23 protein-coding genes are annotated in these 16,706 nt (G+C 69.7%); 16 read left to right on the top strand and 7 right to left on the bottom strand.

Annotation, left to right across the window (positions count from 1 at the left end; genetic code table 11):
* Window positions 1-54 precede the first annotated feature (54 nt).
* Genes ACFXOO_RS01185 through ACFXOO_RS01170 form a run of 4 tightly spaced genes read right to left on the bottom strand, consistent with a single transcriptional unit; the run spans window position 55 to window position 3,112 of the window.
* The gene (locus ACFXOO_RS01185; RefSeq protein WP_394562560.1) at window positions 55-1,611 is read right to left on the bottom strand and encodes an L-serine ammonia-lyase, iron-sulfur-dependent, subunit alpha; all 1,557 of its coding nucleotides are present in this window, start codon (window positions 1,609-1,611) and stop codon (window positions 55-57) included.
* Window positions 1,612-1,638: 27 nt separating this feature from the next.
* Window positions 1,639-1,956 (bottom strand): hypothetical protein, encoded by a 318-nt coding sequence (locus ACFXOO_RS01180; protein ID WP_378836939.1) that lies wholly within the window; start codon window positions 1,954-1,956, stop codon window positions 1,639-1,641.
* A complete protein-coding gene (locus ACFXOO_RS01175; RefSeq protein ID WP_378836937.1) occupies window positions 1,953-2,543 on the bottom strand; it encodes an Asp23/Gls24 family envelope stress response protein in 591 nt (196 codons plus the stop codon). Before ACFXOO_RS01175 ends, ACFXOO_RS01180 begins: the two co-directional genes overlap by 4 nt.
* On the bottom strand, window positions 2,540-3,112 hold the full coding sequence (locus ACFXOO_RS01170) for an RNA polymerase sigma factor (RefSeq protein ID WP_394562559.1): 573 nt from the start codon (window positions 3,110-3,112) through the stop codon (window positions 2,540-2,542). Before ACFXOO_RS01170 ends, ACFXOO_RS01175 begins: the two co-directional genes overlap by 4 nt.
* Before the next feature lie 143 nt (window positions 3,113-3,255).
* On the opposite strand from ACFXOO_RS01170, the gene ACFXOO_RS01165 reads away from it, so the two are divergent.
* From ACFXOO_RS01165 to ACFXOO_RS01105, 13 genes are all read left to right on the top strand, one after another.
* The gene (locus tag ACFXOO_RS01165; protein ID WP_378836932.1) at window positions 3,256-3,780 is read left to right on the top strand and encodes an Asp23/Gls24 family envelope stress response protein; all 525 of its coding nucleotides are present in this window, start codon (window positions 3,256-3,258) and stop codon (window positions 3,778-3,780) included.
* Entirely contained in the window at window positions 3,777-3,965 is a 189-nt protein-coding gene (locus ACFXOO_RS01160) for a DUF2273 domain-containing protein (protein ID WP_378836929.1), read from the top strand. Before ACFXOO_RS01165 ends, ACFXOO_RS01160 begins: the two co-directional genes overlap by 4 nt.
* Window positions 3,965-4,360, top strand: a complete 396-nt coding sequence (locus ACFXOO_RS01155) for a hypothetical protein (RefSeq protein WP_394562558.1) — start codon at window positions 3,965-3,967, stop codon at window positions 4,358-4,360. Before ACFXOO_RS01160 ends, ACFXOO_RS01155 begins: the two co-directional genes overlap by 1 nt.
* Window positions 4,357-4,941, top strand: coding sequence for a DNA/RNA endonuclease G (locus ACFXOO_RS01150; RefSeq protein ID WP_378836925.1), 585 nt, complete (start codon window positions 4,357-4,359; stop codon window positions 4,939-4,941). Before ACFXOO_RS01155 ends, ACFXOO_RS01150 begins: the two co-directional genes overlap by 4 nt.
* On the top strand, window positions 4,929-5,555 hold the full coding sequence (locus ACFXOO_RS01145; protein ID WP_378836923.1) for a hypothetical protein: 627 nt from the start codon (window positions 4,929-4,931) through the stop codon (window positions 5,553-5,555). The genes ACFXOO_RS01150 and ACFXOO_RS01145 overlap by 13 nt, the downstream gene beginning before the upstream one ends.
* Window positions 5,556-5,577: 22 nt before the next feature.
* On the top strand, window positions 5,578-5,772 hold the full coding sequence (locus ACFXOO_RS01140; protein ID WP_378836920.1) for a hypothetical protein: 195 nt from the start codon (window positions 5,578-5,580) through the stop codon (window positions 5,770-5,772).
* Between the two features lie 82 nt (window positions 5,773-5,854).
* Window positions 5,855-6,034 (top strand): CsbD family protein, encoded by a 180-nt coding sequence (locus ACFXOO_RS01135; protein ID WP_378836918.1) that lies wholly within the window; start codon window positions 5,855-5,857, stop codon window positions 6,032-6,034.
* 102 nt (window positions 6,035-6,136) lie between these two features.
* Complete coding sequence (locus ACFXOO_RS01130) at window positions 6,137-8,044, top strand: alpha-amylase family protein (RefSeq protein ID WP_394562557.1); 1,908 nt, start codon at window positions 6,137-6,139, stop codon at window positions 8,042-8,044.
* A 183-nt stretch (window positions 8,045-8,227) separates the two neighbouring features.
* Window positions 8,228-8,467, top strand: coding sequence for a DUF3072 domain-containing protein (locus ACFXOO_RS01125; protein ID WP_378836913.1), 240 nt, complete (start codon window positions 8,228-8,230; stop codon window positions 8,465-8,467).
* Between the two features lie 141 nt (window positions 8,468-8,608).
* Window positions 8,609-9,793 carry a MalY/PatB family protein gene (locus tag ACFXOO_RS01120; RefSeq protein ID WP_394562556.1) on the top strand — a complete coding sequence of 395 codons (1,185 nt, stop codon included), beginning with the start codon at window positions 8,609-8,611 and terminating at the stop codon, window positions 9,791-9,793.
* Window positions 9,794-9,903: 110 nt separating this feature from the next.
* Window positions 9,904-10,161, top strand: a complete 258-nt coding sequence (locus ACFXOO_RS01115; protein ID WP_394562555.1) for a BatC protein — start codon at window positions 9,904-9,906, stop codon at window positions 10,159-10,161.
* Entirely contained in the window at window positions 10,158-11,381 is a 1,224-nt protein-coding gene (locus tag ACFXOO_RS01110) for a cupin domain-containing protein (protein ID WP_394562554.1), read from the top strand. The genes ACFXOO_RS01115 and ACFXOO_RS01110 overlap by 4 nt, the downstream gene beginning before the upstream one ends.
* 10 nt (window positions 11,382-11,391) lie before the next feature.
* Window positions 11,392-12,330 (top strand): sucrase ferredoxin, encoded by a 939-nt coding sequence (locus tag ACFXOO_RS01105; protein WP_394562553.1) that lies wholly within the window; start codon window positions 11,392-11,394, stop codon window positions 12,328-12,330.
* 50 nt (window positions 12,331-12,380) lie between these two features.
* On the opposite strand, the gene ACFXOO_RS01100 is transcribed toward ACFXOO_RS01105, so the two are convergent.
* Window positions 12,381-13,031, bottom strand: coding sequence for an NAD(P)-dependent oxidoreductase (locus ACFXOO_RS01100; protein WP_378836902.1), 651 nt, complete (start codon window positions 13,029-13,031; stop codon window positions 12,381-12,383).
* Between the two features lie 76 nt (window positions 13,032-13,107).
* Between ACFXOO_RS01100 and ACFXOO_RS01095 the strand changes: the two genes are divergently transcribed.
* Window positions 13,108-13,506 (top strand): winged helix-turn-helix transcriptional regulator, encoded by a 399-nt coding sequence (locus tag ACFXOO_RS01095; protein WP_394562552.1) that lies wholly within the window; start codon window positions 13,108-13,110, stop codon window positions 13,504-13,506.
* A gap of 1 nt (window position 13,507) precedes the next feature.
* On the opposite strand, the gene ACFXOO_RS01090 is transcribed toward ACFXOO_RS01095, so the two are convergent.
* Complete coding sequence (locus tag ACFXOO_RS01090) at window positions 13,508-13,852, bottom strand: sugar ABC transporter ATPase (protein ID WP_378852213.1); 345 nt, start codon at window positions 13,850-13,852, stop codon at window positions 13,508-13,510.
* Window positions 13,853-14,118: 266 nt separating this feature from the next.
* On the opposite strand from ACFXOO_RS01090, the gene ACFXOO_RS01085 reads away from it, so the two are divergent.
* Window positions 14,119-15,234, top strand: a complete 1,116-nt coding sequence (locus ACFXOO_RS01085; protein WP_394562550.1) for an SDR family oxidoreductase — start codon at window positions 14,119-14,121, stop codon at window positions 15,232-15,234.
* Window positions 15,235-15,283: 49 nt separating this feature from the next.
* Window positions 15,284-16,009: an SDR family oxidoreductase gene (locus tag ACFXOO_RS01080; RefSeq protein WP_394562548.1), complete on the top strand. Its 726-nt coding sequence runs from the start codon at window positions 15,284-15,286 to the stop codon at window positions 16,007-16,009.
* Window positions 16,010-16,044: 35 nt separating this feature from the next.
* Here ACFXOO_RS01080 and ACFXOO_RS01075 read toward each other — a convergent pair whose 3' ends face one another.
* Window positions 16,045-16,689 carry a class I SAM-dependent methyltransferase gene (locus ACFXOO_RS01075; RefSeq protein WP_394562546.1) on the bottom strand — a complete coding sequence of 215 codons (645 nt, stop codon included), beginning with the start codon at window positions 16,687-16,689 and terminating at the stop codon, window positions 16,045-16,047.
* Between the last annotated feature and the right edge of the window lie 17 nt (window positions 16,690-16,706).

Here is a 16,706-nt window from a genome sequence, read left to right as displayed (position 1 = left end):
CGGCCCGCATCCGGGTGAGGTGCTCGGTGATCCGCGGGTTCTCGCCCGCCGCCGTCAGCACTCGATGACGTTGACCGCGAGCCCGCCCTCGCTGGTCTCCTTGTACTTGGTCGACATGTCGATGCCGGTCTGCCGCATGGTCTCGACCACCATGTCGAGCGAGACGAAGTGCGACCCGTCACCTCGCAGCGCGAGCCGGGCGGCCGTCACCGCCGTCGACGCCGCGATCGCGTTGCGTTCGATGCACGGGATCTGCACGAGCCCGCCCACCGGGTCGCACGTGAGGCCGAGATGGTGCTCCATCGCGATCTCGGCGGCGTTCTCGATCTGGCGATTGGTACCGCCCATCACCGCGGTCAGCCCGCCGGCCGCCATCGCGCAGGCCGACCCGACCTCCGCCTGGCAGCCGCCCTCCGCGCCCGAGATCGAGGCGTTCGCCTTGAACAGCGACCCCAGCGCGGTGGCTGTGAGCAGGAAGCGACGGATGCCTCGCCGGCGGTTCGCCTCGGCGATCGCATCCTCGTCTTCGGGCTCACCGCTCGCGAGCGCGCCGGAGGAGACGTCGACGGAGCCGCCGAATCCGAGGAGCGCGCTGCCGACCAGCTCGCCGTGGGGGGTGACGGCGTTGCCCTCGCCCAGCCCGGAATCGGCGAGGAACCGCCACCAGTACATCGCCACGGCGGGCAGGATCCCCGCCGCGCCGTTCGTGGGCGCGGTGACGACGCGGCCGCCCGAAGCGTTCTGCTCGTTCACCGCGAGGGCGAATGCGCCCAACCACTCCCCGGGCAACTCGCGGTGACCGCCGGCCTCGGCCTCCTCGAGCTGTGCCCGGATGACGCCGGCCCGACGCTTCACGCGCAGCATGCCGGGAAGGACGCCCTCGTGATGCAGCCCCTCGTCGATACTCGAGGCCATGGCGTCCCAGATCGCGTCGAGGCCCGCGGCGATCTCCTCGGGAGTCCTCAGCGCCTCCTCATTCCGGCGCGCGGCCTCCGCGATCGTGATGTGGCGTTCGTCGCACAGTGCCAGCAGGGACGCGGCGTCGTGGAAGCCGAGGGGGAACGGCCGAGACCCGGGAGCGGAGACCTCGCCCTCGCGGCGAATGAACCCTCCGCCGACCGAATAGTAGGTCTCTGCGAGGAGCAGCGCGGGCGTTTCGTCTCGCTGCGCTCGCTCGACGGCCGGATCCGACTCGAGAGCAGGAGCAGCCCAGGCCTCGAGAGTCATCGCGTTCGGATGCCCCGGCAGTCGCGTCCGGGGTGCGAAGACGACGTCCGTCTTCGAAAAGGGCACGTCGTGCCGGCCGTTCAGACGCAGCTCGGCGCCGGGGATCCACAGGGTCCAGGCCTCGCGCACGGCATCCGGATCGACCGTCTCGGGGTGCAGCCCCTGCAACCCGGCGACGACCGCGTCAGGAGTACCGTGCCCGATCCCCGTCGCACCGAGCGATCCGTAGAGGGTGCAGGTGATCCGGGCGACGCGTCCGAGGATGCCGTCGGCGTCGAGACGCGCCGCGAAGTCGTGCGCAGCCCTCATCGGGCCGACGGTGTGGGAGCTCGAGGGTCCTATGCCGATGGAGAACAGCTCGAACGCCGAGATGTAGGCGCTCATACTGCCAGGCTAACCGCGAGGTCGCCGTTACTGGATGCGCGCGACGCGGATCTCGATCTTCACGGAGGGATCGGGAAACATCTCGGCGAGCCGCTCGCCCACGAGATAGGCCGTCTCACGCACGGGAGTGTCCATCGATGCCGAGATCCGCGCGGTGATCAGGGTCGAGTCTCCCCGCGTGACGAGGGAGACATCGCTCGGAGCCTCGGCGCTCGTGACGACGGCGGCGACCCGTGCGGGGATCTGCGGCAGCGTCCCGTGGGCGGGGAACAGTCCCGTCACGCCGGGGACGGCGAGCACGGTGGCGTCCAGGCTGGCGCCTGCGGGGTCGACGACGATGCTCATGCTCGGTCCTTCGTGTGGTCGTAACCGTGGATGTCCTCCACGGTCACGTCGACGGATATGACGTTCAGTTCAGTATGTTCTTCGAGCACGCTGAAGATGTGGGCGCGCAGCGTGTCGGCGACTTCCGGGATCGACGTGCCCCATCCGACGGTCGCGGTGAGGCGGATCTCGATCGGGGCACCGGCGATCTCGGCGTCTCCGATGATCTCGGTCCGACCTATGAAGAGGCCGTCGATCGCATCGCCGGTCGCGCGCAGGAGGGAGCGCACGGCACCCTCCGTGACCGTGATGCGAACGCGCGGATCGGGATGGCGCAGCGGCAGCTCCCGGCCTGCCCGCAGTTCCGCGTGCACGGAGTCCATGATCGACTTGAGCCAACCCTCCGGGGGCGGCGGGAGCTGCGTCGCGTCGTCGTCTATCAGGTCGCGTGAGAGTCGTGCGACGCGCGCCAACGCGTCGAGGGCGTTCAAGCACACCGGGCATGTCTCGATCGAGGCATCCCACGGCTCGCGTCCGCGGTCGAGGTAGTCGCTGAGTTCGTCGATCGTCTTCCCGCAGTCCAGGACCGTGGAGTCGTCGTCGGTCATCGCCATCCCTCCATCTGCGTCGCGATGCTCGCCCGCGCCCTCGCGAGGTTCCCGCGAACGGTGCTGGTGGGTAGGTCCATTTCTTCCGCAATCTCGGTGTAGCTGAGATCCGCCACTTCTCGCAGCAGCCAGCATCGGCGTTGGTTCTCGGGCAGGTTGTCCAGAGCGAGGGACAGGGCGTGCAGTTGTGCGTTGCGGATCGCGCGCGCCTCGGGCTGGGCATCGGCGGACACGTATCCGTCGTAGCCGTCGAGCGGGGCGTTGTCGGGGCGCTTCCTGAGGAAGGAGAACGCCTCGCGGCTCGCGATCCTCATCAACCAGGCGCGCACCGCGGTGTGATCCCGCAGACCCGGCAGCTGTCGCCACGCCTGCACGAACGACTCTTGCACAACGTCGTCGGCTTCGCTCAGCGAACCGACTATTCGAGAGACGTAGGCACGCATGAGAGGCGAGTGCCGACGGACGATCTCGCCGAACGCCTGGGTGTCCTGATCGAGAGCGCGTTCGACGAGGATGCGGTCGGGAACCTGCGCCAGAGAGCCTTCCTCTGCGGTGCGATCCTCGCTCATCGACGCTCCTGAAACTTTTTCGCGACTTTTTCGTGACACATCGGCGCCTCAGCGCCTCTCATCTGTAGAGCGAACGTAACGCTTCCGAGACCGGCCGCGCGAGCGGTTGATCTCGGCCCAACATACGAGGTAAAGGATCAATCATGGCTAACGAAGCCCAGAACACCACGCCCGCAGCTCCGGCCACCGGAACCCCCTCGTCGACGCCCGCAGCGGCCGCGGCGAAGGCTCCTTCGAACTCGCGCGTCGACCGCAGCTTCTCGTCGTCGCGCATCCCCGCGGACGAGAACGCCGCCGGCAGCACCACGATCGCCGATGGCGTCGTCGCCAAGGTCGCCGGCATCGCCGCCCGTGAGGTGGCCGGTGTCTACGCGCTCGGTGGTGGCGGCGCTCGTGCGTTCGGCGCCATCCGCGACGCGGTGAACGCCACCGACCTGACGCAGGGCGTCAAGGTCGAGGTCGGAGAGACCCAGGCCGCCGCCGACGTCACCATCGTCGTCGAGTACCCGGCCCCGATCCAGGAGGTCGCGGCCAACGTGCGTGCCGCCGTCGCCGGCGCCATCACGCGCCTGGTGGGCCTGGAGGTCGTCGAGGTCAACGTCGCCGTCAACGACGTGCACCTGCCCAGCGACGACAACACCGACGACACCGAGTCGCGCGTCTCGTGAGCACCACCGTCACCGGCGCCCTGATCGGCGCCGTCCTCGCGGTGGCCGCGCTCCTGTTCGGGTTCTGGGGCTTCCTTCTGGTCGCCCTGTTCATGGCCATCGGCGCGGTCGTGGGTCGCATCCTCTCGGGCGAGCTCGACGTCCGTGGCGTCGCGAACGCGTTCTCAGGTCGGCGCACGTCATAATGCGCGTCGACCAGATCGGATCCGCCGGTGGCGGCCCCTCGGGGGCCGCCGCCGGGGAGCCCACGTACCCCGGACGAATCGATGTCGAGGAGCGGGTGTTCCGGAAAGTCGCGGAAGAGGCATCCGCGTCCGTGATCGGCGTGAGCCGCAGCGACGTCTCCGTCGAGGTCGCGGACTATCGCGGTGGCATGGCCGTGCGCCTGTCGACGAAACTGCCGATCCCCGATCTGGAAGACACCGCGGCGATCAACGCCGGCCCCAAGGTGCTCGACCGTGCGAGTGCGCTGCAGGAGCAGTTGCAGCAGCGCCTCTCGCATCTGTTCGGCAAAGAGATCCACCGCATCAACATCACGATCACCGGGGCGACCACCCCGAAACGAAGGAGAGTGAAATGACCAGTCCTGCACTGGCCCGCGTCGTGCGACGCGAAACGCACTCCCCGCGCACGGTCGCGATGTTCGTGGCCGTCATCATCCTGATCCTCGCGCTCGCCTACGTCGGGCTCGAGATCGTGCTGCGCCTCCTCGGGCAGCCTGCACTCCTGCTGGGGCCCGGAGCCGGCCTCGCGTGGCTCGTGGGCCTTCCCACGGCTACGCCCGGCGGGGTCCTCGCGACCGCCGGCGCCGTGCTGGCCGTCATCGGACTGATCTTCGTGGTGCTCGCCATCACCCCGGGACGCCTGTCGAAGCACGAGATGACGTGGGACAACCGCGCCGTCGTGGTCGACAACGGCGTCATCGCCGCCGCGCTGGCGCAGCATCTGAGCGACGAGACGGGGCTGCCCCGAGACCAGATCTCGGTGGGCGTCGCCCACCGCAGCGTCGATGTCACGGTGCGGCCGGGAGCGGGAATCCCGCTCGACGAGTCGAAGGTGCGGAGCATCGCCGACGCCGAGATCGCCGAGTACCGGCTCGTGCCGTCCGTCAAGACGCGCGTCCGGGTCGATCGACCCAAGGAAAGCGAGTGGGAGAAGTGAACAACACCAATCGAGCCGCCAACAGGATCCTCCTGTTCGTGATCGGGCTGATCATCCTCGCCATCGGCGCGGCGCTGATCACCGTCACCGTGTGGCCGGCGGCCGTGGACGTGTGGACCGGAGCGGGCGAAGCCGGCCAGTCCTGGCTCGAGCAGGCCGCGTCGGCCACCGCCATGGGGGCGGCCGCCGTCAGCGGACTCGCGCTCGGCGTCCTCGCGCTCATCATCCTGCTGATCGTGCTGCTCATCGTCGCCGTCGTGCGGTCGGTGGCGGGACGTCGCTCGAAGACGGTTCTGCGCTCCAGCGGGTCCGAGAACCCGATCGGCCGTGTGACCGTCAACGAGTCCTTCGCGTCGGATGCGATCACGCACTCGCTCTCGGGTCGCGAGGACATCCTCGTCACGCACGTGACGGCGAACGACATCCGTCGTCAGCCGGTCATGCACGTCAGCGTCACTCCGCGGCAGAACACGTCGCCGCGCGAGGTCGTCGCAGACGTCGATCACCTGGTCACGAACCTCGCCACCCTCACCGGCAGCGATGTTCCGACCTATATCTCCATCCACAGCGGACTGCGGGCGAAGCTCGCACACGATCAGCGCCGGCTGGCCTGATCCGCACCCCCCGAGGAAACTCATGACATTCCTACGCATCCTGTTCATCGCGGCGATCGCCTTCGCCGCGTACCTCCTCGGCGCTCGCGCCGGGCGGGCGCGCTACCGACACATCAAGAAGAACGCCAAGCGCTTCTGGGGATCCTCAGAAGTCCGCGGCGCACGCAAGACCACCCGCCGCACGGCGAAGAAGCTGGTTCGCGCCGCACAGCGCTGAGCCGCCTCACGCCTGTCAGGTCACGCAGGACCCCGCACCACCCACCACGACCCGACCGGGTCACCCTGAGAAAGGAGATGCCATGGGCATCGGAGACAGCATCAAGCACACCGCGGAAGAACTCGCCGGCAAGGCGAAGGAAGCCGCTGGCAAGGTCACCAACAACGACAAGCTCGTTGCCGAGGGCAAGGCAGACCAGGCGAAGGCCGACGTCAAGCAGACGGCGGACAACGTCAAGGACAAGCTCACCGGCGACAAGTAGGCCGTCCGTGCAGAAGCCCCGCCCCGACCAGGGCGGGGCTTCTTCGCGTCCGCAGCGGACCCACTAGTCTCGGCGGAGAAACGCCGCCGCGGAGGAGCACGCATGACCCAGCTGAGTGACGACACCGCCGCAGACATGGCCTTCGTCAGGACCGTCGCAGGAGAAGTGGCGGGGGCGCTCGACGACGACTTCGAGAGCCGGTTCGCCGTGCATTTCCCCACGCTTCACCGTCTCTTCTGCGAGCTGTACGGCGAGCACACGAACGGACGAGAGGCCCTCGCCGACGTGGTCGCGCTGGCCGCGGCATCCTGGAACGCACGCCCTGTCGAACTCAAGGCCCGCGACGCCCAGCGCGAAGCCGCCCCGGATTGGTTCCTCAGCGAGCGGATGCTCGGCGCCGTCTGCTACGTCGATCGCTTCGCCGGCACGCTCGCGGGAGTGCGCGAACAGATCCCGTACTTCCAGGAGCTCGGTCTCACGTACCTCCATCTGATGCCCCTGTTCGAGAGCCCAGAGGGCAACAGCGACGGGGGGTACGCCGTCTCGAGCTATCGGCGGGTCGACCCCGCCCTCGGCTCCATGGACGAACTCGGCGCTCTCGCGGCGGACCTGCGGCTCGCCGGCATCTCCCTCGTGGTGGACTTCATCTTCAACCACACGAGCAACGAGCACGAGTGGGCCCGCAAGGCCGTCGCGGGCGAGCCGGGGTTCGAGGACTTCTACCTGATCTTCCCCGACCGCACGATGCCCGATGCCTACGAGAAGACCGTCCGCGAAATCTTTCCCGACGATCACCCGGGCAGCTTCGTTCAGCTCCCAGACGGGCGCTGGATCTGGGCGACCTTCTACCATTTCCAGTGGGATCTGAACTACGCCAACCCCGCCGTCTTCCGCGCGATGGCGGGAGAGATGCTGTTCCTCGCCAATCAGGGTGTGGAGATCCTGCGCATGGACGCCGTCGCGTTCATCTGGAAGCAACTCGGGACGCCGAGCGAATCGCTGCCCGAGGCCCACCTGCTGCTACGTGCCTTCAACGCCGTGCTGCGCATGGGTGCGCCCTCCCTGCTTTTCAAATCGGAAGCGATCGTCCACCCCGACGAGGTGATCCAGTACATATCGCCCGAAGAATGCCAGCTCTCCTACAACCCGCTGCAGATGGCGCTCACGTGGGAGGCTCTCGCGACGAGGGACGCGCGGATGCTGCAGCAGGCCCTCGAGCGCCGCCACGGGCTGCCGCCGGGGACCGCCTGGGTCAACTACGTGCGCAGCCACGACGACATCGGCTGGACGTTCGCCGACGAGGATGCGGCGGAGCTGGGCCTCGCGGCGTACGACCACCGCAGGTTCCTGAACGAGTTCTACGTCGGCCGGGCGCCGGGCACTTTCGCGCGCGGCGTGCCGTTCCAGGAGAACCCCAAGACCGGAGACGCCCGCGTGACCGGAACCACCGCGTCGCTCGCCGGTATCGAGGCCGGCGACCCGGCCGGGGAGGACCGCGTCATCCTCGCGCACGCCATCGCCATGTCGACCGGCGGGATCCCGCTGATCTACCTCGGGGACGAAGTCGCGCAGCCGAACGACTACGCGTTCCGGGACGATCCGCACGAGGCGGGCGACACCCGGTGGGTGCACCGCCCGCGCCGCTCGGTCGCACGCTACGCGCAGCGGACGGATGCCGCGACCACCGCCGGCCGTGTCTTCGCGCGGATGACCGAACTCATCGCCGTGCGCCAGGCGACGCCGGAGTTCGCGGGGAACGAGCTGATCGACTTCTTCACCGGCATCGCGTCAGTGCTCTCGTTCCAGCGACCGGGAGTCGGCGGGGCGGGCGTCCTGGTGCTGGCGAACGTCGGCGACGAGCCCGTGCACATCGATGCGCTCACGCTGTCGGGATTCGCCGGAGAGGCGCACGACATTCTGACCGGCTCGGCGATCGACCTCGGGGCCGGAGTGCAGCTGCCCGCACACGGCTTCGCGTGGCTGCGGGTGACCGCTCCCCCATCGTCGTGACCGTGGGCCCGCGGCACCGTGGGCCGAACTCCGGAGATCCGACCGGCGACGTCCGGATTCTGCCGGGTACCGCGCCCACGAGCCCGAGACCTGAGGAGTTCTGCGCGACGTGTATTCAGGAGCAGCCAGCCGACCTCTGTCAACCCCTCTGCCGGCGGACGCCCGGTCACTACCATCGAACACATGTCTGAATCCAACACGTCCGGCGAAATGCTCGGAGCAACCACCCCGTCCGATGACCCCGCCGTCAAAGACCCGTCCGACTGGGTCACCGGCGACGAGCCCATGACCGCCCCGCAGCGGAGCTACCTCGACACCCTGGCACGGGAGGCCGGCGAGGAGATCTCCGCCGACATCACCAAGGGCGAGGCATCCCAGGAGATCGACCGCCTGCAGGAGAAGACCGGCCGCGCAAGCGACTGAGCTCGGCGCGGCCGGCGGCGTACAGGAGGGGCACCCGATGGGTGCCCCTCCTGTACGTGTACCGTCGATGACTCCGGATGGTGACTCCGGATGGTCGCGACACGGCCTGGCAGGGCGAGATCGAGGGCGAGGGTGAGGGTGATGACGGGAACAGAGTACGACCAGATCACGCAGGAGCAGCTGCGGGGCATCGGGAGCGTCAAGTGGTCGATGTTCCCCGACACGATCGGAGCCTTCGTCGCCGAGATGGACTTCGGGCTCGCTCCTCCGATCCGTGACGCCCTCACGAAGGCCGTCGACCAGGGCGCGACGGGGTATCTCCCCGCGCGGCTCGCCGACGAACTCTCCGCCGCGACCGCCGCGTGGAGCGCCGAGACCTACGGATGGCACGTGCCGGCCGAGCGCGTCCACCACGTCCCCGACGTGATCGCGGCCTTCGAACTGGCGATCGACCGGTTCACGGCTCCCGGGTCCGCCGTGATCGTGCCGACCCCCGCCTACATGCCGTTCCTCGTCGTGCCGCCCATGCACGGGCGGGAGGTGATCGAGGTACCGAGCATCGAGCGCGACGGGCGCATGGGGATGGACCTCGAGGGCATTGCCCGCGCCTTCGACGCGGGCGCCGGCATGTTGGTGCTCTGCAACCCGCACAATCCCCTCGGCACCGTTTTCACGCGCGCGGAACTCTCGGCGGTGTCCGATCTCGTCGCGCAGAAGGGCGGGCGCGTGTTCTCGGACGAGATCCATGCGCCGATCGTGTACGCCCCTGCTCGGCACATCCCCTACGCCTCGGTCTCCGCAGCCGCGGCATCCCACACCATCACCGCCGTCTCGGCTTCGAAAGCCTGGAACCTCGCCGGGCTCAAGTGCGCGCAGGTCATCCTCTCCAACGACGCCGATGCGGCCGCATGGGAGGAGTTCGGCTTCTGGGCGGGCCACGGCACGGCCACCCTCGGGGTCCTGGCGAACACCGCGGCGTATTCGGCCGGGCGCCCGTGGCTCGACGAGGTCACCGAGTACCTCGACGGCAACCGCCTCCTCCTGGCGGAGCTCGTCGCCGAGCACCTTCCCGACGCCAGGATGTCCCTCCCGGAGGCCACCTACATCGCGCTGATCGACTTCCGCGCCTACGGCCTCGACGGCGACCTGGGTGAATGGTTCCGCGATAACGCACACGTGGCGATGACGGACGGCGCGGCCTGCGGCGAAGCCGGCATCGGTCACACCCGTTTCGTGTTCGCGCTCCCCCGTCCCATCATGCGCGAGGCCATCGAGCGCATGGGCGCGGCGCTCGCCGCACGGGCAGCCACGGCGACGCCCACCTGATCGGCGCACGAGCGCGTGAACAGACGGTGTCAAGGTCTCGTCCGCGCCCGTCCTCGCGAGTATCGTCGAGGTCGGCGCATCCGCGCCACCCGACACCTCCGGAGGTTGCCATGAGCATCAACGACGACGACATCACCACGACGAGCTCGACCGGCGGCGAAGGCCCGGCCGACGGCGGCGCCAACCCCGGCGGTCACGACGGCGGCGCCGACGGATCCGCCTCGGCGGGCGAGGGCACCGCAGACGGCGGTGCCAACGCGGACGGCCACGACGGCGGCGCCGACGGCTCGGCCGACGCCGGCGAGGGCGCCGCTGACGGCGGCGCCAACCCCGGCGGTCACGACGGCGGCGCCGACGGATCCGCTTGAGCCACGACACCGGGCGCGGGTCGAGCGATCGACCCGCGCTCGCCCGTCTCGCGGGCATCTCGACCACCGACTTCCGCGCATACTGGGGGGAACGACCGCTCCTGACGCGCAACGCGGGCGGCTTCGACGACCTGTTCAGCCCGGCAGCCGCGGATGAGCTGATCGCCGACCGCGGTCTGCGCACCCCGTTCGTGCGCATGGCCGCCGAAGGCTCGGTGCTCTCCCCGTCCCTCTTCACCGGATCAGGCGGGTTCGGCGCCGAGATCGGCGATCAGGTGGATTCCGCCAAGGTGCTCGAGCAGTTCGCCGGCGGTGCGACCATCGTGCTGCAGGGGCTCCACCGCACGTGGGAGCCGATCGCGGCGTTCACGCGGCAGCTCGTGGGCGATCTCGGTCACCCCGCCCAGGTCAACGCCTACATCACGCCCGCGTCGTCGCGGGGTTTCGACCCGCACTACGACACGCACGACGTCTTCGTCATCCAGATCGCGGGTGCGAAGCGATGGACGATCCACGAGCCCGTGCACACGCATCCGCTCGCCGACCAGCCGTGGACCGACCACCGCGACGCCGTCGCCGAGCGCGCAACGACCGCCCCGGTCATCGACGCGGTGTTCGAACCGGGCGACGTCCTCTACCTGCCGCGGGGGTGGATCCACTCGGCGGTCGCGCAGGGCGGCACCTCGATCCATCTGACGATCGGAGTGCGGGCGGCGACCCGGCACGATCTGCTGATGCAGCTGCTCGCCGACGCGGGCGCTGACGCCCGACTTCGTGCGCCGCTGCCGCTGGGAGTGGACTACACCGACGGCGCGTCGTTCGCGGACGACCTGGCCGCGACGGTCGTCGCAGCCGGTGCTCTGTTGAACGGTGCGGCCCGCGACGGGCGCGTGGGCGTATCCCTCGAGCGGGACCTCCGCCGCGCCACGCGCCCCGCCCCCGTGCGGCCGCTGGCGACGGTGGATCTCATGGCGAGGCTCGACCCCGAGACCGTCGTCGGCTGGCGCGGTGAGCTGTCCGCGCGCATCGAGGACGATGAGCGCACCGTGCGGATCGTCATGGCACGGAAGACCGTCGCGCTTCCCGCCGAGGCGTCGACCGCCGTCCATACCCTGACGACGAGCGACCATCCCGCGGGGCGGCTGCCCGGGCTCGACCCCGAGTCCTCGCTCGTCATCTCGCGCCGCCTGCTCCGCGAAGGGGTGCTGGTGCCGAGATGAGTCGACGAGCGTGAGTGCGACCGCTCTGCCGTCGACTTCGGGTCCTGTCGACGGGTGGGAACCCTGCAGCGACCGCTCACTCGAGCGGGGCGACCCGCTGGCGGGCACGGGCGGCTTCGGTGCGCGCTGGCTCCTCGTCGAGATCGACGGCGCCTGGGGCACGCATGCGTTCTTCCAGTCGCGCCTCGACCCCGAGATCGGGCACGCGCTCGTCCGCCGCGCCGAGTCGGCCGGCATCCGACCGGTGGCCATCCGTCGGTTCGGCCGCCGCGGCGATGAACGGCGCTCGCAGTCGACGTGGCGGTGGGCGCTGGCCGACGCGCGCCCCGGTCGCGAGTCCCTGCGCTGGGGCGTCGTCGACGACCCTTCGCGCCTGCTCGACCTCCCCCTGGACGGCAGCGCGGGCACGCCGACCGATCAGCCCGTCGTGCTCGTGTGCACGCACGCGCGACACGACCAGTGCTGTGCGGTCCGGGGCAGGCCCGTGGCGCAGACGCTCTCGCGCGCGTTCACCGACGAGACGTGGGAGAGCTCGCACCTCGGCGGAGATCGGTTCGCGGCGACGATGATCCTGCTTCCCCACGGCCTCTACTACGGGCGCGTTCCGGCGAGCGATGCCGCGACGATCGTCGACCGCTACCGGAACGGCGAGATCGTCCCCGACTTCTTCCGTGGCCGGAGCTCCCTCACGAATGTCGTGCAGGCCGCGCAGTCGTTCGCCCTGGCCGACACCGGCGACCGGCGGATCGAGGCCTTCCCGCCGCTGCACGAGGAACGCGCGGCCGACGGCCGCTGGCGCGTCGACCTCGGGCACGGTGCCGACGTGGTGGCCGTGACCATGCGCGAGCAGGCCTCGGAGCCGCTGCTGAGCACGTGCGGTGCGACGCGTCCGGCATCCGTGCGGGAATTCACGCTCGAGACGCTGACGCGTCGCACCGCCGCGGTCTGATCACGACGCAGGCTTCCGGCGGCGTCGGCGCATGCGAGGTGCTCTGCCGATCAGTACGCGACGCTCATGTGCTCGCGCCGGTGGGCGGGCCGTTCGATCTCATCGACGACCGCCCGCGCGAAGTCCGCACCGCTGATGGCAGACACGCCCTCGTCGTCGGTGAACACCACGTCGCCGCCGGTGCGATAGCGCCCGAGCGCCTCGCCGGGAACGTAGGCGCCGAACTGCTGTGCCGGGGAGAAGAACACCCAGTCCACGGATGCCGGCGCCTCGAGCAGTTCCGTGAGGATGGTGTTCATCTGCTTCGCCTCGTCGGCGAACTGCGGCGGGATGTCGTCGCCGTCGGCCATCCGCGGGCCGCCCTCCTCGAGGCGGAGCGAGCTGAAGCCACCCACCACGGCGATGCGCACGCCGCGCTGCTCCGCAAGAGCGGCCAGCTCACGATCCACCTCGACCAGTCGTCCGTCGAGCTCCCCGCGGGGAGAAAGCGCGGAGACGACCACCTCCGCGCCGGCGACCGCTCGGTCGCGCACGTCTGCGTCGAGCATGGATCCGGTCTCGTAGGCGACCGCGTTCACGCGGGTCGCGGCATCCGGCTCATTCCTGCTGTACGAGACGACCTCGTGGCCACGAGACGCAGCCTCTCTGACGATGTTGCTACCGGCGTAGCCGGTTCCTCCGATGACGGTGATGCGGGTCATGACGTTCCTCCGTAGTGCTTTCGATGTGCGGACGCTACGCTATTCGCAAAGGTCACTTTCGGGAAGTAGGCACCTTTTGGTAACCAAGACCACCGCCGCATTCCGCGCGGACGACCTCGATCCGTACGCGGCGGGATGTCCGAGCCGCCGCCTTCTGGACCGGATCGGCGATCGCTGGACCGTGCTGATCATCGGGACGCTCAGCGACGGACCTCGCCGCTTCTCAGAGATCCGACGTGAGGTCGACGGCATCTCGCAGAAGATGCTCACTCAGACGCTCCGGGGTCTGGAGCGCGACGGTCTGGTGTCGCGTGCGGTCTTCGCGGAGGTGCCGCCCCGTGTCGAGTACACCTTGACGGAAGCCGGCCAGACCTTGCGCGAGCCCCTCAAGGCCCTCGAGCGATGGTCGATCGATCACTTCGGCCAGGTGGCCGCATCCCGGGAGCGCTACGACGGGACGCTCGCGCAGGCGTAGCTCAAAGGTCTTCCGGCGCGAGATCGCCCTGTCCGTCATCGCCGAGCTCGGCGTCCAGTGGGCCGGCACCCTGCGTCTCGGGCTGCAGTCCGTCGCCGGGAAGATCGAAGGCCGGAACATCGTCGTCGTCGGCGGGGAGCTGAGCCGGGTCATCGCCGGTGGCGGTCTCGATGTCGAGATCCTCCGGATCGGCACCCTCGTCGATCGCCGTCGTGCGATCCCACTCCGCCTGGGCCGGGTCCGCCGCCGCATCCGGCTCGATCGACGTGTCGCCGTCGCGCAGCGGCTGCAGCGCCTCCGCGTCTTCGGTCACTCGGATGCTCTGGTCGCCCACGTCGCTGCTCATCTTCCGAGTCTGGGGGGCCGTGTCTCTTTCCGCTGCCCCATTGCCCGCACGGGGCCGAGAGGCTATGAGCTGTCCCCAAGCCCGAGGCGCGAATCCGCAGGCTGGTTCCTCGTCATTCGCCGGAACAGTGGGGCTGGAGTCTCCTCGGCGGCCGCCCGAGGCGACGGCCGTCCCACCTTTCCTGCAGATGGACGCGCTCTCATCTGCTCGGCAGGGAATGGACGCCGGACGAGCACGTTGGGGTGGGCATGGCTCCCGCACCCGACATGTCCGACAAAACCCGATCTGGTTCTTCCGGCACCGGGGTCGATCCTGGCGAACGCACGGCCCTCGTCGTCGGCGCGACGGGTATCGGCGGTTCCGCGCTGGTGGATCTTCTCGCCGCGGACGGATGGGACGTGATCGCGCTCTCGCGGCAGCCCGGCGTCGCACGTTCCGGGGTGCGCCCCCTCTCCGCCGATCTGCGCTCCGCCGAGGACCTCACGCGCGCACTCGCCGACGAGCGCCCCACGCACGTGTTCTTCACCGCGTGGTCGCGTCAGCCGACCGAGCAGGAGAACATCGTCGTGAACGGCGGCATGGTCCGTGATCTCCTGGCCGCCCTGTCGCATGCGCCGCTCGAGCACGTCGCCCTCGTCACGGGACTCAAACACTATCTGGGTCCGTTCGAGGCGTACGGGCAGGGCGGCATGCCCGATACCCCGTTCCACGAGGACGAAGCCCGCCTGGACGCCCCCAACTTCTACTACGCGCAGGAGGACGAGCTCTTCGCCGCGGCCGGTCGCGGCGGGTTCCACTGGTCGGTCCATCGTTCGCACACGGTGATCGGTCACGCCGTCGGCAACGCGATGAACATGGGCCTGACGATCGCCGTCTACGCGTCGATCTGCCGTGCACTGGGCACGCCCTTCGTCTTCCCGGGCTCGCTCACGCAGTGGAACGGGCTGACGGACATGACGGATGCCACGATCCTGGCCGATCAGATGCTGTGGGCGGCCACGGCTCCTGAGGGGCGGGACGAGGCCTTCAACGTCGTCAACGGCGATGTCTTCCGCTGGCGGTGGATGTGGGCGCGCATCGCCGAGTACTTCGGCGTGGAGCCGGTCGGTCCGGGCGGCGATCTGCAGCCTCTCGAGCAGCAGATGGCGAACGCCTCGCCGACGTGGCAGCGCCTCGTGGACGAGCACGGTCTCGTCGGGCCGGAGCTCGACCGTCTCGCGTCGTGGTGGCACACAGATGCCGACCTGGGCCGACAGATCGAGGTCGTGACCGACATCAGCAAGTCGCGTCTCGCAGGCTTCACGTCGTACCACCGCACGATCGACTCGTTCACCGCGCTCTTCGACCGCTACCGCGCCGAACGCCTGATCCCCGCGGGCTGAGTCGGCCCCTTACGATCGGTTGCGCCCGCCTTCGACAGGAGAGATCCGGATGCCTCACACTTCGAACCCGTCCGACCCGACGCCGCCCTCGGAGCGTCCCGTGGCGATCGTCGCCGGCGCGACCAGCGGGATGGGTCTTGCCATCGCTCTCGATCTCGCCACGACGCACGACGTGGTCGCCGTCGGGCGTACGGCCGCCTCGGTCGAGGCACTTCGCCTCCCCGGGATCACGGCCGTTGCGGTCGACCTGACCGACGACGGTGCGCGCGCCGCCCTTGCGGCGTCGGTGGACCGCGTCGACGTCGTGGTGCATTGCGCCGCCGTCGGACAAGGACTCTCCATCGACGAAGCGACGCCCGAGGTGTGGCGGTCGTATCTCGAGCTGAATGTGATCGCGCCCGCCGACCTCACGCGACTGCTGCTCGCTCCCCTGCGGCGTGCGCGCGGCACCGTGATCTTCATCGGCTCGGGGGCGAGCACGAAGGCGGTGCCGGGAAGCGCCGTCTACACGGCGTCCAAGCACGCCCTGCGCGGATTCGCCGACGTCCTGCGCATCGACGAGGCGCCGCACGGCATCCGCGTCGCCACCGTGGCACCCGGGCAGACCGACACCCCCATGCTGCAGCGGTCGATCGCTGCCGCCGGCGCGGCGTACGAGCCCGAGCGGTACATCACCGTGGAGTCGGTCGCCCGCGCAGTGCGGTTCGTCGTGGATGCGAGCCCCGACGTCCATCTGACGGACGTCGTCGTCCGCCCGCGGACGGAACTGCGGTGACATCGCGCAGATGAGGCGACGGTGCGCTCGGCGGGCTACGCGAGCCGACCTGCGACGGCGACGATGTGGCCGCCCTTCCGCTCCGACCTGCGCAGGCTGCCCGGCTCGGCGTCCCGCTCGAGCATCTGCCACGGATGGGCGGTGATGTCGGCTCCACCGGCTGAGCACGCAAGCCGCGCCAGGGGCGAGAGAACTCTCCACGTGCCCCGTGGGGGCTGCATGTCGACGATGCAGGCTCGACCGCCCGGCCGCAGGCTGGCGGACGCGCGACGCCATGCCTCCTCACGTCCGTCGATGACACTCAGCGAATAAGTGGCCAGCAACGCATCGGGCGAGGCACCGGCGAGCGCAGCGACGTCTGAAGGGCGCAGCGCAGTCGCGTCCGCCTGGAGGATGCGCACCCGTCCGCCCCAGCCCGCGCGTTCGACGCGACGGCGTGCCATCTCCAGCATGTCGGGGCTGCGGTCGATTCCTACGATCAGACCAGTCGGCCCCACGGCTTCACTCAGGACGGGGAAGTTGAGGCCCGTCCCGCATCCCAGATCCACGATGACCTCCCCCGGCCGCGGGTCGAGCAAGGCGACCCCCGCCCGGCGTCCGGCCCGGTACACCCACCGTTCGCCCGAGAGGACGTCGTACCAGCGGGCGCCGACGCCGTACCGTCGCAGCAGTGCCGCCATCGGACCCCCCGTTCCGC

The sequence above is a fragment of the Microbacterium sp. P03 genome (assembly GCF_043556235.1).
GTDB lineage: Bacteria > Actinomycetota > Actinomycetes > Actinomycetales > Microbacteriaceae > Microbacterium.
The sequence above is the reverse complement of the archived record's forward strand: the minus strand, read 5'-3'. Positions and strand labels throughout refer to the sequence as shown.